This window comes from Kitasatospora azatica KCTC 9699, from assembly GCF_000744785.1.
In the GTDB taxonomy this organism is placed as follows: Bacteria; Actinomycetota; Actinomycetes; order Streptomycetales; family Streptomycetaceae; genus Kitasatospora; species Kitasatospora azatica.
This window is the reverse complement of the sequence record NZ_JQMO01000002.1, coordinates 2,232,549-2,245,693: the sequence shown is the minus strand read 5'-3', so window position 1 is coordinate 2,245,693 and position 13,145 is coordinate 2,232,549. Positions and strand designations below refer to the sequence as shown.

Annotated in this window: 13 protein-coding genes and 1 pseudogene; 2 read left to right on the top strand and 12 right to left on the bottom strand. The window is 74.1% G+C overall.

Annotated elements, in window-relative coordinates:
* Positions 1 to 9: 9 nt before the first annotated feature.
* The gene (locus BR98_RS10290; protein WP_035841896.1) at positions 10 to 939 is read left to right on the top strand and encodes a proline dehydrogenase family protein; all 930 of its coding nucleotides are present in this window, start codon (positions 10 to 12) and stop codon (positions 937 to 939) included.
* Positions 940 to 1,005: 66 nt separating this feature from the next.
* On the opposite strand, the gene BR98_RS10285 is transcribed toward BR98_RS10290, so the two are convergent.
* From BR98_RS10285 to BR98_RS10250, 9 genes and pseudogenes are all read right to left on the bottom strand, one after another.
* Positions 1,006 to 1,629 (bottom strand): GOLPH3/VPS74 family protein, encoded by a 624-nt coding sequence (locus BR98_RS10285; RefSeq protein ID WP_035841894.1) that lies wholly within the window; start codon positions 1,627 to 1,629, stop codon positions 1,006 to 1,008.
* A 5-nt stretch (positions 1,630 to 1,634) separates the two neighbouring features.
* On the bottom strand, positions 1,635 to 1,856 hold the full coding sequence (locus tag BR98_RS10280) for a hypothetical protein (protein ID WP_035841893.1): 222 nt from the start codon (positions 1,854 to 1,856) through the stop codon (positions 1,635 to 1,637).
* Between the two features lie 12 nt (positions 1,857 to 1,868).
* On the bottom strand, positions 1,869 to 2,801 hold the full coding sequence (locus BR98_RS10275) for an SPFH domain-containing protein (RefSeq protein WP_035841891.1): 933 nt from the start codon (positions 2,799 to 2,801) through the stop codon (positions 1,869 to 1,871).
* A 101-nt stretch (positions 2,802 to 2,902) separates the two neighbouring features.
* Positions 2,903 to 3,700 (bottom strand): putative protein N(5)-glutamine methyltransferase, encoded by a 798-nt coding sequence (locus tag BR98_RS10270; protein ID WP_035841889.1) that lies wholly within the window; start codon positions 3,698 to 3,700, stop codon positions 2,903 to 2,905.
* 185 nt (positions 3,701 to 3,885) lie between these two features.
* The gene (locus BR98_RS10265) at positions 3,886 to 4,233 is read right to left on the bottom strand and encodes a Uma2 family endonuclease (RefSeq protein ID WP_083976234.1); all 348 of its coding nucleotides are present in this window, start codon (positions 4,231 to 4,233) and stop codon (positions 3,886 to 3,888) included.
* Positions 4,234 to 4,322: 89 nt separating this feature from the next.
* Complete coding sequence (locus tag BR98_RS10260; protein ID WP_035841887.1) at positions 4,323 to 5,924, bottom strand: peptide chain release factor 3; 1,602 nt, start codon at positions 5,922 to 5,924, stop codon at positions 4,323 to 4,325.
* A 115-nt stretch (positions 5,925 to 6,039) separates the two neighbouring features.
* Positions 6,040 to 6,864, bottom strand: a complete 825-nt coding sequence (locus tag BR98_RS10255; RefSeq protein ID WP_407639427.1) for a TerD family protein — start codon at positions 6,862 to 6,864, stop codon at positions 6,040 to 6,042.
* A pseudogene (locus BR98_RS42515) lies at positions 6,861 to 7,223 on the bottom strand (TerD family protein); the annotation flags it as partial. The pseudogene BR98_RS42515 and the gene BR98_RS10255, both read right to left, overlap by 4 nt.
* A gap of 200 nt (positions 7,224 to 7,423) precedes the next feature.
* Positions 7,424 to 8,857 (bottom strand): hypothetical protein, encoded by a 1,434-nt coding sequence (locus BR98_RS10250; RefSeq protein WP_035841885.1) that lies wholly within the window; start codon positions 8,855 to 8,857, stop codon positions 7,424 to 7,426.
* 485 nt (positions 8,858 to 9,342) lie between these two features.
* On the opposite strand from BR98_RS10250, the gene BR98_RS37750 reads away from it, so the two are divergent.
* Positions 9,343 to 9,837 (top strand): SsgA family sporulation/cell division regulator, encoded by a 495-nt coding sequence (locus tag BR98_RS37750; RefSeq protein ID WP_051969537.1) that lies wholly within the window; start codon positions 9,343 to 9,345, stop codon positions 9,835 to 9,837.
* Between the two features lie 47 nt (positions 9,838 to 9,884).
* On the opposite strand, the gene BR98_RS10240 is transcribed toward BR98_RS37750, so the two are convergent.
* The 3 genes from BR98_RS10240 to BR98_RS10230 form a co-directional block, all read right to left on the bottom strand.
* Positions 9,885 to 11,276: a helix-turn-helix domain-containing protein gene (locus tag BR98_RS10240; protein WP_063774734.1), complete on the bottom strand. Its 1,392-nt coding sequence runs from the start codon at positions 11,274 to 11,276 to the stop codon at positions 9,885 to 9,887.
* A 337-nt stretch (positions 11,277 to 11,613) separates the two neighbouring features.
* Positions 11,614 to 12,669: a M56 family metallopeptidase gene (locus BR98_RS10235; RefSeq protein WP_035841883.1), complete on the bottom strand. Its 1,056-nt coding sequence runs from the start codon at positions 12,667 to 12,669 to the stop codon at positions 11,614 to 11,616.
* On the bottom strand, positions 12,666 to 13,079 hold the full coding sequence (locus BR98_RS10230; protein ID WP_035841882.1) for a BlaI/MecI/CopY family transcriptional regulator: 414 nt from the start codon (positions 13,077 to 13,079) through the stop codon (positions 12,666 to 12,668). The genes BR98_RS10235 and BR98_RS10230 overlap by 4 nt, the downstream gene beginning before the upstream one ends.
* Positions 13,080 to 13,145 lie beyond the last annotated feature (66 nt).

The window sequence follows — 13,145 nt, the reverse complement described above, 5'->3', positions numbered from 1 at the left end:
GAGTCCCCGATGCTCCGTTCCGCCCTCCTCGCCGCCTCCCGCTCGCCGCAGGTGCGCACCGTCGTGGAGAAGTTCCCGCCGACCCACGCGATAGTCGAGCGCTTCGTCGCCGGTGAGCTGCTCGACCAGGCGATCACCGCCACCGACGAGCTGGTCGCCACCGGTCGCAAGGTCACCCTCGACCACCTCGGCGAGGACACCAAGGACTCCGCCCAGGCCGCGGACACCGCGCTGGCCTACGAGCACCTGCTCGCCGCCCTCAAGGAGACCGGCCTCGCGGCCAACGCCGAGGTCTCGGTCAAGCTGTCGGCGGTCGGTCAGTTCCTGCCGGTGGACGGCGAGAAGATCGCGCTGGAGAACGCCCGCCGGATCTGCGAGGCGGCCGCCGACGCGGGCACCACGGTCACCCTGGACATGGAGGACCACACCACCACCGACTCCACCCTGTCGATCGCCCGCGAGTTGCGCGCCGACTTCCCGTGGCTGGGCGTCGTGCTGCAGGCCTACCTGCGCCGCACCGAGGCCGACTGCGCCGACTTCGCTGCGGCCGGCTCTCGGGTGCGGCTCTGCAAGGGTGCCTACAAGGAGCCCGAGTCGGTCGCCTTCCAGGGCAAGAAGGACGTGGACCTGGCCTACGTCCGGGCGCTCAAGGTACTGATGGGCGGCGAGGGTTACCCGATGATCGCCTCGCACGACCCCAACATGATCAAGATCGCCGGCCAGCTGGCCGAGTGGAACGGGCGCACCCCGGACAGCTTCGAGTACCAGATGCTCTTCGGCATCCGCCCCGAGGAGCAGCTGCGGCTGGCCGAGGCCGGCAACACCATGCGGGTGTACCTGCCGTACGGGCAGGAGTGGTACGGCTACTTCATGCGCCGCCTGGCGGAGCGTCCGGCCAACCTGACCTTCTTCCTGCGCGCGATGGCGACCCGGGGCTGACCCGGGGTCACCGACGGCCGCGCGGCCCGCTCCCCGGGTGGGGTGCGGGCCGCGCGGGCATTCCGGTCAGCCCTCCGAGTTCCGGTCGCGGATCGCCGCCCGCAGGGCGGCCGGCACCGGGCCGCAGTGCGCGGCCAGTTGCCTGATCCGCTCGCGGTGCTCCCGGCGCTGACCGAAGGTCAGCACCACCCGCAGCTGGGCCGCGTCGGCCAGTGCCACCAGGGCGGCGTCGGCCGGCTCCACCCGGGAGAGCGGGCCGCGCAGGGCGGTGGCGAAGGCGGCCGTCAGCGCCTTGCGCGGGCGCGGGTCGCGCGGCTCGACCCGGGTGGCCGGGAAGAGGCCGAGGACCCGGTACTGCTCCACCCGCAGCACCCCGGTGGCGGCCAGCGCCTGAGGCAGCGTGCGGACCAGGCCGCGGCGCCTGGCGACCCAGTACTTCCAGGAGCGCGGCCGGCTCTCGGCGATCTCCGCCAGCAGCTGGGCCAGCAACGGGACGAGGTCGGCGGGGGCCGGGCCGGTGGCGATCGCCTTGCCCTTCACGTCGCGCAGCAGCCCGCGCTGGAACAGTTCGGTCAGGGCGGCCGCGCCGAGCAGCAACTCCAGGTTGAGCCGGCCGCTGATGCGGCCCTTCTCGGGGTCGTAGCTGAGCAGATAGAGCTTGCCGGGCAGTGTGCGCGGGTGCGCGATCATCGGGTTCACTCCTCCGTCGGGGTCGCGTCGTCGTCCTTGGCCGGGCGCCCCCGCCTGGGCAGCCGGCCGACCCCGCCGGGCATCCGGCCGCTGTCGGCCAGTGCCCGGCGGAGCAGGAACTCGATCTGCGCGTTGGTGCTGCGCAGTTCGTCCGAGGCCCAGCGGGCCAGCGCGTCGTGGACGGCCGGGTCCAGCCGCAGCAGGATCTTCTTCCGCTCCGTCGCCACTGGCCGTGTCTCCTACTGGTAGAGGGAACCGGTGTTGACCACCGGCTGGGTGCCGCGATCGCCGCAGAGCACGACCAGCAGGTTGCTCACCATGGCCGCCTTGCGCTCCTCGTCCAGCTCGACCACGTCGCGCTCGGCGAGCCGCTCGAGGGCCAGCTCCACCATGCCGACCGCACCCTCCACGATCAAACGGCGCGCGGCCACCACGGCGCCGGCCTGCTGACGCTGCAGCATCACCTGGGCCACCTCAGGGGCGTAGGCGAGTCGGGTGATCCGGGACTCGATCACCTTGACGCCGGCCGCGGCGACCCGGGTGCCGATCTCCTCGTCCAGCTTGCGGGTGATCTCGTCGGCGCTGTCGCGCAGCGACAACTGGCCCGGCTGGTGGGCGTCGTAGGGGTAGCTGTTGGCGATGTGCCGGACCGCGGTCTCGGTCTGGATGGCGACGAACTCGACGAAGTCGTCCACCTCGAAGACGGCCTTCGCGGTGTCCTCGACCTGCCAGACCACCACGGCGGCCATCTCGATCGGGTTGCCGTCGGCGTCGTTGACCTTGGTGGTCTCGGTCTCGTGGTTGCGGATCCGGGTGGAGATCCGACGGCGCGAGGTGAAGGGGTTGACGAAGACCAAGCCGTCGGCCCGGATGGTGCCCCGGTAGCGGCCGAGCAGCTGGACCACGCGGGCCTGGCCGGGGGCCACCACGGTGAGGCCGCGCATCAGGATCAGCGAGGTGATCAGCGCCAGCGGGCCGAGGGCGAGCATGGTGACGCCCGCGGCCGAGCCGCCGTGGGCCTGCTGGACGGCGCCGACGATGAGCAGCGCCGGGCCGCCGAGGAACAGCAGCAGGCTGAGCGCCAGCACGGGCAGGCCGCTGCTGCCGGTGATCACTCGCTCGGTGACCTTGGGGGTGGGCATCTCGACGTTCTGGAACTCCTGAGCGGCCATCGGGCCGGCTCCTCTCTCCTCCGTTGCCCGCTAGCGTGGGCTTAGCAAAGTGATATCACTTTTTGCGAAGGTGGGGAAGGGCCGGCCCAGGACCTGCGGGCCTACCGGATCACGGCATGCGGGTTGCGGGTTGCGATCACCACGGTGGCTTCGAAGTCCTCGTCCTCGGCGATCCGCGCGGTCAGGCCGGCCCCGGTGACGATCCGGACGGCGCTCGCCACCTGCCGCTCGCTGGTCTCGAAGAGCAGATGCCCGCCCGGGGCCAGCCAGTGCGGCGCCTCGCCGGCCACCCGGCGCAGCACCTCCAGCCCGTCGGGCCCGCCGTCGAGCGCCACCCGGGCCTCGTGCACCCGGGCCTCGGCGGGGAGCAGCGCGATCGACGCGGTGGGGACGTACGGCACGTTGGCCAGCAGGAGCGCGACCCGGCCGCGCAGCGCGTCCGGCAGCGGGTCGAACAAGTCGCCCGCGTGCACGGCGCCCCGCCCTGCGAGGTTGCGGCGGGCGCAGGCCACGGCCGCCGGGTCGATGTCGGCGGCGTGCAGCTCGACCTCGACGCCGGCCGCCAGCGCCGCGCCCAACGCGCCCGACCCGCAGCAGAGGTCGACCACCACCGTGCCCGGGACGGTCAGCGCGCCCGCCTGCGCGAGCAGGAACTCGGTGCGCCGCCGGGGGACGAAGACCCCGGGGTCGACAGCGATCCGCAGCCCGCAGAACTCGGCCCAGCCGAGGACGTGCTCGAGCGGCTGGCCGGCGACCCGGCGCTCGACCAGCTCGGCGAGCTCGGCGGAAGTGGTGGCAGCGGCCAGGATCAGGTCGGCCTCGTCCTCGGCGAAGACACAGCCGGCGGCGCGCAGGGTGGTGACGAGATGAGGCACGACGAGGTGCGGCACAAGAGACATGAGAGCCTTTCGGGAAACCGAAGGATGCTCTCGCGGTTCAGCTCGCGTGACGGCGACCGCGCGGAGGGAGCACCCGGACAACAACAGCGTTGATGGGTCTCACCTCCTCGATCGGGGGCCACGGACCGGCCTGCTGGAACCGTACCAGAGCCGGGTTCGAAAGAATCAAGGTGCCTGACGCGCGCTCAGAGGAACGCGGCGGTGTCGAACTCGAAGTCGAACGGCGCGGGGAGCAGCAGGGGCTTGCCGAAGGCGACGCCGTGGTTCTCGGTGTACTCCTCGCCCTCTGGGGCGGAGAAGAGGGCGACGGCGGACTCCTCGCCGTCGATGAGGAGGTAGAGCGGGATCCGCGCGAGGGCGTAGCCGTGGCGCTTGGCGATGCGGTCCTGGAGGGGCTTGCTGGAGGTGACCTCTCCATCGATGAGCTCGGCTCGGAAGCCTTCAGGAGTGGCCAGGCTGAGGAACGCCTCCAGGAGGATCTCGTCCTCGGGCAGCGCCCCCTGAGCCGGCTGCTCATGTGTCATAGCACTCATGATGCCTCCTTCCGCGGGTCGCGGTAAGACTAGCCAGGCCGCTTCGCCGGGGAGGCGGAAGCGGCCTGGCGTCACCCGTTCGGGGAGGGTCAGTCCGCGGTGGCGATCAGGGGCTGGAGGTAGATGTTCGGCTTGGCGCGCTGGAAGGCGTTGAGGTGCCACTTGTCGGCGAACAGGGCCAGCAGGGCGTTGTCCGAGCGGCGGGTGAGGACCTCGGCGTCGGTGAGGCGGGCCTTGGCGAGCTCGGCGGCGCCGTCGGGGTCGGTGACCCGGGCGAGCTGGTAGGAGAGCCGGTCCAGGGTGATCGGCGAGGAGAACTCGTTGGCCATCCGGTGCAGCACCACGTCGAACTGCATCGGGCCGACGGCGGCCATCACCGGGGCCTGGTCGCCGCGTCGGTCGGAGACCAGCACCTGGACCACGCCCTCCTCGTCCAGCTGGGCGACGCCCTTGCGGAACTGCTTGGAGCGGCTGATGTCCTTGGGGCGGGCCACCGCGAAGTACTCGGGGGCGAACGCGGGCAGCGCCGGGAAGTCGGCCTTCTTGCCCGCGTAAAGGGTGTCGCCGACCCGCAGCGCGCTGGCGTTGATCAGGCCGACCACGTCACCGGGGTAGGCGGTGTCGACCACGGTGCGCTCGGCGCCGAAGACGGTGGAGGCGTACTTGGTGGCGAAGGAGCGGCCACTGGCGGCGCGGGTGACGTTCATACCGCGCTCGAAGACGCCGGAGCAGACCCGGACGAAGGCGATCCGGTCGCGGTGCGCCGGGTCCATGTTGGCCTGGATCTTGAAGACCAGACCGGAGAAGTCCTCGGCCACCTCGCGCGCGCCACCCGCGGCCAGCGGTCGCGGGCTGGGCGCCGGGGCCAGCTCCACCACGGCGTCCAGCAGCAGCTTCACACCGATGTTGGTGAGTGCGGCACCGAAGTAGACGGGGCTGATCTTGCCCGCCTCGAAGGCCTCCTGGTCGTAGCCGGGGCCGGAGGAGAGCACCAGCTCCAGCTCCTCCAGCGCGGTCTCCCAGAGCTCGCCCTCCTGCTCGGCGGCCTCGGCGGCGGTCAGGGTCTCCTCCAGCGCGGCGTGGGTGCCGCTGGGGACCTTGGTGTAGCGCAGCATGTGGTCGGTGTCCTCGGCCCGCACCACGCCGCGCAGGTTGCCGGCGGTGCCGACCGGCCAGACCATCGGGACGGGGGTGATGCCGAGGATCGTCTCGATGTCGTCCAGCAGGGCCAGCGCCTCGCGGCCCCGGCGGTCCCACTTGTTGATGAAGGTGATCACCGGGACGCCGCGGTGCCGGCAGACCGCGAACAGCTTGCGGGTCTGCTCCTCGAGGCCCTTGGCCGCGTCGACCAGCATGATCGCGCAGTCCACGGCCGCGAGCACCCGGTAGGTGTCCTCGGAGAAGTCGGCGTGGCCCGGGGTGTCGACCAGGTTCATCACACGGTCGCGGTAGCCGAACTGCAGCGCCGCCGAGGTGACGGAGATCCCGCGCTCGCGCTCCAGCTCCATCCAGTCGGAGGTCACACCGCGCCGGTCGCCCTTGCCGTGCACCGCACCGGCCGAGGTGATCGCCCGGGCGTGCAGGGCCAGCGCCTCGGTCAGGGTGGACTTACCGGCGTCGGGGTGGCTGATCACGGCGAAGGTCCGGCGGCGGCCGGCCTCGTCGAGGAGCTGCGCGGTGGTGATGGACATGGGCTGACTCACGTGTCACTGACCTCGGATTACCGACTGGGCACCGGCTTGGTGCAAGCGGCCGAGTCTACCCGGGGTTACCGGTCGAGCGGGAATCTGTCGGTAGCCGCGCTGGTCAGAGCAGTGCGGCCGAGGGCTTGACCATGCCGCGGGCGGTCTTGGCGTCGACGTACTCGCCGATCGCGGTCATCACCCACTCACCGGAGTACTGGCGGACCAGCTTGCACATCACCACCCCGGTGTGCGGTTCGGCGTTGGTGAGGTCGAAGCGGACCAGCTCGTCGCCGGAGCTGGCGTCGAGCAGCCGGCAGTACGCGTTGCGCACGTCGGTGAAGCGCTGGCCGGAGAAGGAGTTGATCACGAAGACCAGACCGCAGACCTCGGCGGGCAGGCTCTCGAGGTGGACGTCGATCGCCTCGTCGTCGCCGGAGCCGGCGCCGGTGAGGTTGTCGCCGGTGTGCTGGATGGCGCCGTTGAAGACGTTCAGCTTCATGAACCAGACGGTCTCCAGCCGCTCGCGCTTGGAGTCGAAGACGATGCAGGAGGCGTCCAGGTCGATGTTGCGGCCGTGGCCGGCCGGCTCCCAGCCGAGCCCCAGCCGGACCGAACTGAGCAGCGGGCGCCCGTTCTTGACCAGCGAGACCGAGCCGCCCTTGACCAGGTTGACCCGGCCCTTGTCCAGGTTGATCCGGGGCGCGGCAGGGGCGGTGGGGATGTGCGGGGGACGTTCGGCGGGGTGGCCGGGCGCGGCGGGGCGGCCGGCGGCGCGAGCGGGGCCTGCGGGGCCTGCGCGGTGGGTGAGCCGGCCGGCGCCGGCGGGGCGTAGTCGGGCATCGGTGGGATCTCGGCCGGTCCCGGCTCGTCCACCGAGACGCCGAAGTCGGTGGCGATCCCGGCCAGCCCGTTGGCGTAGCCCTGCCCGACGGCGCGGACCTTCCACTCGGCGCCGCGCCGGTAGATCTCGACCACCACCAGGGCGGTCTCACGGGTCAGTCGGGGCGGGGTGAAGGTGGTCAGCACCCGGCCGGTGTCGGCGTCGCGGATGGTCGCGGTCGGTTCGGTGCCCGCGAAGGTGGCGGCCGGGTCGTCCAGGCTGGCGGCGACCACGATCTTGGCCACATCGGCCGGAACCGCCCAGGTGTCCACGGTGATCGCGTCCGGCGCCGAACCGCTGGCCGGGCGGTGGGTGACGCCGGGGCCGCGCGGGGCGTTGAAGAAGACCAGGTCCGCGTCGGAGCGGACCTTGCCGGCCGCGGTGAGCAGCAGGCCCGAGACGTCCAGTCGCTGAGGGGCAGTCACCTCCACGCTCACCCGGACGGCAGACAGCGGGGCATTCGCCCCCTGAGTCAGGGCGGTGGTCACGTGATCCTCCTCGGCTGAGCGGCTACCAAGACGCTGCGGCGGCGTACGGGTCCGAACCACCGGCGCGCGGACACCCGAGCGAGCGCCGTGACGCGCCGGTATGCGCTCAGCCTAGCCAAGGGGGCGTAGTAGTGGGGTTAGCGCTTGGGGGCAAAAGGGCTGACGGGCTGTGGTTTGGCGGTGTTCTCCAGCGCGAAGCCGCCGTGGGCGGCGACCGCCTGGGGGTGGTGCAGGGCGAAACCGGAGGCGGTCCAGCCGCTGCCCGCGTCGCGGATGCCGGGGGCGGCCGCGCGGGAGTCCTGCACGGTGAAGGTGTAGGTGCCGGGCTGGACGTCCTCGCCGGGGGGTGGGGCGAAGCGGTAGACCAGGGTGGAGCCGTCCTGAAGGAGCGTCACCCGGGCGCCGGGGAGGGTGCTCCAGGTCATCGCGCCGGCGGTGGCGTCGGCGCGGTCCAGGCGCAGTTCGACCTCCGCGGCGGCGAGCGGCTCGGTGACGGTCAGGGTGACGGTGTGGCGGCGGCCGAGGCCGGCGGGGTCGGTGGTGCTGCCCTGGCCGGTGAGGATCAGGGCCTCGGCGCCCGCGTCGGCGTCCGCGTCCGCGCCGGTGTTGCCGGGCAGGTCCCGGAGGCCGGCGAGGTCGGCGAACTCGGCCAGGTCGGCCAGGCCGGTGACGTCGGTGCTGTCCGTGGCCTCGGGGGAGGGGCGCGGCGCCGGGACCACCGGTGTGATCGGCGCGGGCGAGGGGACGGGCGTGCGGGCCGGCGGGATCGGAACGGACGGCGTGGGCTTCCCGCTCGTGTCGCCGCTGGGCGTGGCCGCGGGCGTCGAGCCGGGCTTGCCGGTGGCCGTGGCGGTCGGCAGCACGCTGGGCGCGATGGTGGGCACCGTCCCCGCGGAGATGGTCGGCCGCGGGGTCGGCGTGGTCGACGGGCTCGAGCCGGCCGGTGTGCCGGCCGATCCGGTGCTGCTGGGGGCCGGTTGCGAGAGCAGGCCGGGCGCCGTCCCGGAGGGCAGCGGCCCGTCCGCGAGGCCGCCGGCTGCCGGGGGGCTGGCGGGAGCAGTCGGGGGGTGCGCGCCGTCGGTGGTGGGCGCGGAGGGCCCGGCGTGCGCTGGGCCGACCGGCTGGCCGACCGGTGCGGCCGACCCGGTCGTGGTCCCGGTGCCCCCGCTGGTCCTCGTGCCCCCGCCGACCGGTCGCGGCATCGGCGCCGGGCTGGTCGCCGAGCCCACCGGGGCGCCGGAGCCCGCGGCCCCGCCCGCCAGCGGCCCCACCGGGGCGCCGGACGGCGCCGGCTGACCGGGCGCGGTCGGGCCGGTGGGGGTGGCGCCCACGGTGGACATCCGCACGCCGTAGCCGACCCGCTGCTGGGCGCTGATCAGCCAGGTGGTGGCGATGCTGATGCCCACCACGGTGGACATCGCCATCGCCGCGCCGGAGACCTTGATCGCGGGCAGCCTGAGTTGGCCGCCGACCGGCTTCGGTCGGCTGTGCCGACCGTGCGGCAGCGGCGGCAGCTCCGGCCGGTCGGCGGTCCGCCGCGCGGCCGCAGGGGTGCTCTCCCGGTGCGTCACCGGACTCCTCTCCTCCCCAGTCGGCCTCCCCGGCCGACTGCCGCTACCCTGCTTAGGCCTCGTGGCGCCGGAGGCCTGACGAACCGTCGTTGCCGGGTGAACCGCCCGGCCCTGGTGGGCCGTCGGTTCCGGTGAGCCCGCTTCCCCCGTGGCCCACCCGTATCGACAGGGTGACGAGAGTACCAGCGTGACGGCGCTGCGTGACCGGCGTGGTCGGCGCCGGCTTGCCGCGCGAGGCCGGAACCGGCCAGCATCAATCGGCCGGACCGGCCACCTGGCGACGAAAACTGACGTACCGTCGGATGGATCGTCCCGAACGCGGGAGCGGACCAGGCGGCCCGAGGGCGGGCCGGAGCCGGGCCGAGTGGCTACCCAGCGGCGTCGAGCAGCCTGTCGAGCAGGCATTGCAACCCCCTGCAACCTTTGCGGCAGGGCACGACGGTCGAGCACGCTGGGCCGTCCCGTCTCGCCTCGGAGAATCAGCCATGCCGCGCGATCCACTGTCCGCCAGCAGCGGAGCCCCGTTCCAGGCCGGGCAGGTCCGGCCGGTGCCCTTCCGTCCGGCCCTGCCGGTGGAGGAGGTCCTGACCCTGCGCATCGCGCTGGGCCGGGACAAGGTCGGCACCGTGCCCACCCGCTTCCGGTACGAACCGGAACGCCCCTACGAGGTACTGGTCACCTTCCACCTCGGCCGTCCGGACGAGGTGGACTGGGTCTTCTCCCGGGAACTGCTCCGCGACGGCCTGCGTGGCCTGACCGGGCAGGGAGACGTCCGACTCTGGCCCGCACACTGCCCGTGCCACGGTGCGACCCTGCACCTGGCCCTGGAATCCCCTTATGGCAGCGCCCTGTTGGAGGCATCCGCACCGCGGGTGCGGGATTGGCTGGACCGCACCTATCTGGAGGTGCCGGAGGGCGCCGAACCGGACTGCGGGCCGACCGACGACCAGCTCTCGGCGCTGCTCTTCGGGGAGGACTAGGGCAGGTTCCGCGGGCCCCTGCCCCGCCTCGGCTCGCCGCCCAGCGGTCAGTCGGTCTCGTCCGGCTGTCTGGGGCTGGGGATCTGGGTGGGCAGGGTGTCGGCCAGGGCGCCCACGGTGCGGCAGCCCGGGAGCAGGGCGGTGCCACTGTCGAGCAGGGCGCGCAGGCGGCGGATGCCGGGGGCCGAGGAGGCCGCGAGCAGCTGGTACGGGTCCTGCGGGCGGACCACCTCCACCTGCACCGACTCCGCGAAGCGGTACGGCCGGTGCTCCAGCAGCCCGCCCAGGTACCGCCGCAGTCGGGAGAGTTCGGCCCGGACGGTGACCGTTCTGGTCGGGTCGCCGAACAGGCCCTCGGCCAGCTGGGCCGCTGTCCGCCCGGCCTGATGGGTGGCCAGCAGCAGCAACAGCTCGGCGTGCCGCGGGCTCAGCTGGTGCGACCAACTGCCCGCCCCGCCGCGCACCGAGACCTCGGGACGGTCCCCGCTGCTCAGGTCGAGCACCAGCCGGGCGCCCGCCGACTGCTCGGAGACGGCCTGCGGCGAGCCGGTCAACGGCCGTACCAGCCAGCCGTCCGCCAGCGGCTCGACCGCGCAGTCGCCCAGCGAGGGCAGCCAGTGCACCGGGGCCGAACCCCAGCCGTCGGTGGGCAGCCGCAGCCGGTTGACCGGGGCCAGGCCGGCGGTGGCGGCCGTCCAGCCGTCCCGGTCCACCACCAGGGCGGGGCCGGAGGCCTGGGCCAGCACCGGCTCGGCGACCGTGCGCAGCCGGTGCAGCGACTCCAACTGGGCGGCGCGCAGCTCGGTTTCGGCCAGTCGGGCGGCGGTGACGGCCAGTGCCAGCAGCTGCGGGTGGACGCCGCGGGCCGGGCCGCTGAGGTCCACCACGCCCGCCACCCGCCCGGTGCGCGGGTCACGGACGGGGGCGCCGACGCAGGTCCAGGCGTGCTGGTTGCGGACGTAGTGCTCGGTGGAGTGGACCCGCAGCGGCCGCCCGGTGCGGGCCACGGTGCCGATGCCGTTGGTGCCGACCGACTCCTCGCCCCAGCGGCCGCCGGTCATGAAGCCGATCAGGTCGGCGCTGCGGCGCAGTTGGCGGGGGCCCTCGTGCCAGAGCAGGGTGCCCGAGGAGTCGGCGACGGCGAGGATCAACGGCAGGTCGGTGACCGGGTCGAGCAGGGTGCCGCGCAGCGTGGGCATCACCGCGTCGAGGCCGCTGGCGCGGCGCCGGTGCTCGATCTCGGCGGTGCTCAGGTGCTCGGGGTCGCGGCCGCGTTCGGGGTCCAGGCCGAGGCGGCGCAGCCGCTCCCAGGAGTCGCCGATCTCCGGCCGGGGAGCCTGGCGTGGGATCTCGCCGGTGACCACCTGCTCGTGGGTCGACTCCGCGGGCGGACGGCCGAGGGCGCTGTCGGTCCGGCCCAGGTGCGCGGTCTCTCGCATGGTGGCTCCCCTCGCCGCGTCTGAAGGCTCCGCTCCCGGCCGGGGCAGGCCCTGGCGGTCCTGTCGCCCACAGCGTACGGGTGCGGGTGGTCGATCGGTCGAGCGATCCTTGCACGAGCGGGGGAGGTTGACGCCGTCTCGGGCGCACCTTCTAGGACGGGGCGTGACCGTCGGCGGAGCGCCGGGCCGGGCGCCGGGCGCGCTGCGGACCGGCTCCGCGCCGGTGAGCCGGGGAACGTTGCAGGTCAGTGCGGTGTGGTGGCGGTCGTCGGCAGCGGGGGCGCGTGTCGGGGTCGGCGAGCCGGTGCGAACCGCCGTGCACTCCGTGCGGTCGGCGTCAGTGCTCCTGGTCGCCCTGCAACTGGGCGCTCTCCACGGCGTGGTGCAGGTCCCGAGTGGCGTCGGCGGTGGCGGCCGCGCTGACCGCGAGGCAGGCGGTGAGCGCCAGCGCGGCGACCGTGCGGCGGCGTCGGCCGACCGAGTCGGGCGGGGTGCCGCGGTGCGGCGAGAGCAGCGCGGCCACCCGTCGGGGGACCGGACCGGTCGCGGCGGCGGGGGCCAGGAGCGGCCGGTCGCGGCGCGGTGCCTTGGCGGCGGCCAGCGCGGCCCGGCCGACCGCGCGGGCGGTCACCGCACGGTCGCCGACCGAGCGGGCGGCGTCCTCGTCGGCCCAGCGCTCGAGGTGGAAGCCGAGCGGTGTGCGCAGCTGGCGCAGCGCCGGGTGGAGCACGGCGGTGTACTCGGCGGCGGCCAGGAAGAGGTGGTGACGGGAGGTCAGGTGGGCCCGCTCGTGGGCCAGCAGCGCGGCCCGTTCGGGGGCCGGCAGCGCCCGCAGCATGCCGGCGGTGACCACGATCCGGCCGGGGCGGCCCGGCAGCGCGTAGGCGTCCGCGCGGTCGTCGTCGAGGACGGCGAGCGGGTGGCCCGGGGCGGGCCGGCCCGGACCGGCGGTCGGCAGGCCGACGGCCGCGGCGGCCCGGCGCAGCAGCGTCAGCGGGCGGCGCCACTCGGGTTCGACCGTCCGAGTCGGGTCCAGGCCGAGCGCGGCGCGGGCCCGGCGCAGGTCGCTGTACTGCTGGTGGGCGGTGCGCAGGGTCAGCGCGCCGGTGACCACCAGGGCGACCGCGGCCAAGGTGGCCAGCACCACGGTGGTCGGCGAGGCGTCGGCGAGCCAGGGCACCGAGAGGTGGCCGAGCGCGGCGACGGCCGGGATCCGCAGCAGTCCGCCGGCCACCAGCAGCCCGAGCGAGGCGGCGCTGGCCCCGGCCAGCAGCACGCCGGTGGCGCCGAGCACCCAGGCGGCGGCCCGGGGCGGCAGCGCGTCGGCAAGCAGCCGGGCGGCCGGGGCGGCGAGGAAGGGGACCAGGAAGGGGGCCCAGACGGCGAGGATCACGCGCGGCCGCCGGACACCGGATCGGTGGGTCCCTCGCCGGCCGGTCCGTCGCCGAGCAGCTCGCGCAGCAGCCGCTCGTCGTCGTCGGACAGGTCGGAGACGAAGCGGGCCAGCACGGTGGAACGGTCCTGCTCGCGGTCGAGCTCGGTGCGCATCCGACGGGCCGCGAGACCGGCCGGGTCCTGGACCGTCGGGGTGTAGGCGTAGGCGCGTCCGGCGCGGGTCCGCTCGACGGTGCCTTTGTCGTGCAGCCTGGCCAGGATGGTGGCGATGGTGGTCCGGGCCAGCTCACCGCCGAGGGCCAGCTGCACGTCCTGTGGGGTGAGCGGCTGGTCGGCGGCCCAGAGGGCGGCCAGCACCTGGGCTTCGAGCTCCCCGGACGGGCGGCGCGCGGCTGGCAGTTCCGGCATGTCGACGTGACCTCCAGTCGTCGTCTACAGTCGTGTAGACCGTCTACGTCACTGTAGACGGTCGGG

Bases quoted from the DNA above. Each gene is read 5' to 3' on its own strand.
- BR98_RS10290 (WP_035841896.1), top strand. From the start codon at position 10: ATGCTCCGTTCCGCCCTCCTCGCCGCCTCCCGCTCGCCGCAGGTGCGC.
- BR98_RS10285 (WP_035841894.1), bottom strand. From the start codon at position 1,629: ATGATCGCGCACCCGCGCACACTGCCCGGCAAGCTCTATCTGCTCAGC.
- BR98_RS10275 (WP_035841891.1), bottom strand. From the start codon at position 2,801: ATGGCCGCTCAGGAGTTCCAGAACGTCGAGATGCCCACCCCCAAGGTC.
- BR98_RS10270 (WP_035841889.1), bottom strand. From the start codon at position 3,700: ATGTCTCTTGTGCCGCACCTCGTCGTGCCTCATCTCGTCACCACCCTG.
- BR98_RS10265 (WP_083976234.1), bottom strand. From the start codon at position 4,233: ATGAGTGCTATGACACATGAGCAGCCGGCTCAGGGGGCGCTGCCCGAG.
- BR98_RS10260 (WP_035841887.1), bottom strand. From the start codon at position 5,924: ATGTCCATCACCACCGCGCAGCTCCTCGACGAGGCCGGCCGCCGCCGG.
- BR98_RS37750 (WP_051969537.1), top strand. From the start codon at position 9,343: ATGCCGCGCGATCCACTGTCCGCCAGCAGCGGAGCCCCGTTCCAGGCC.
- BR98_RS10240 (WP_063774734.1), bottom strand. From the start codon at position 11,276: ATGCGAGAGACCGCGCACCTGGGCCGGACCGACAGCGCCCTCGGCCGT.
- BR98_RS10230 (WP_035841882.1), bottom strand. From the start codon at position 13,079: ATGCCGGAACTGCCAGCCGCGCGCCGCCCGTCCGGGGAGCTCGAAGCC.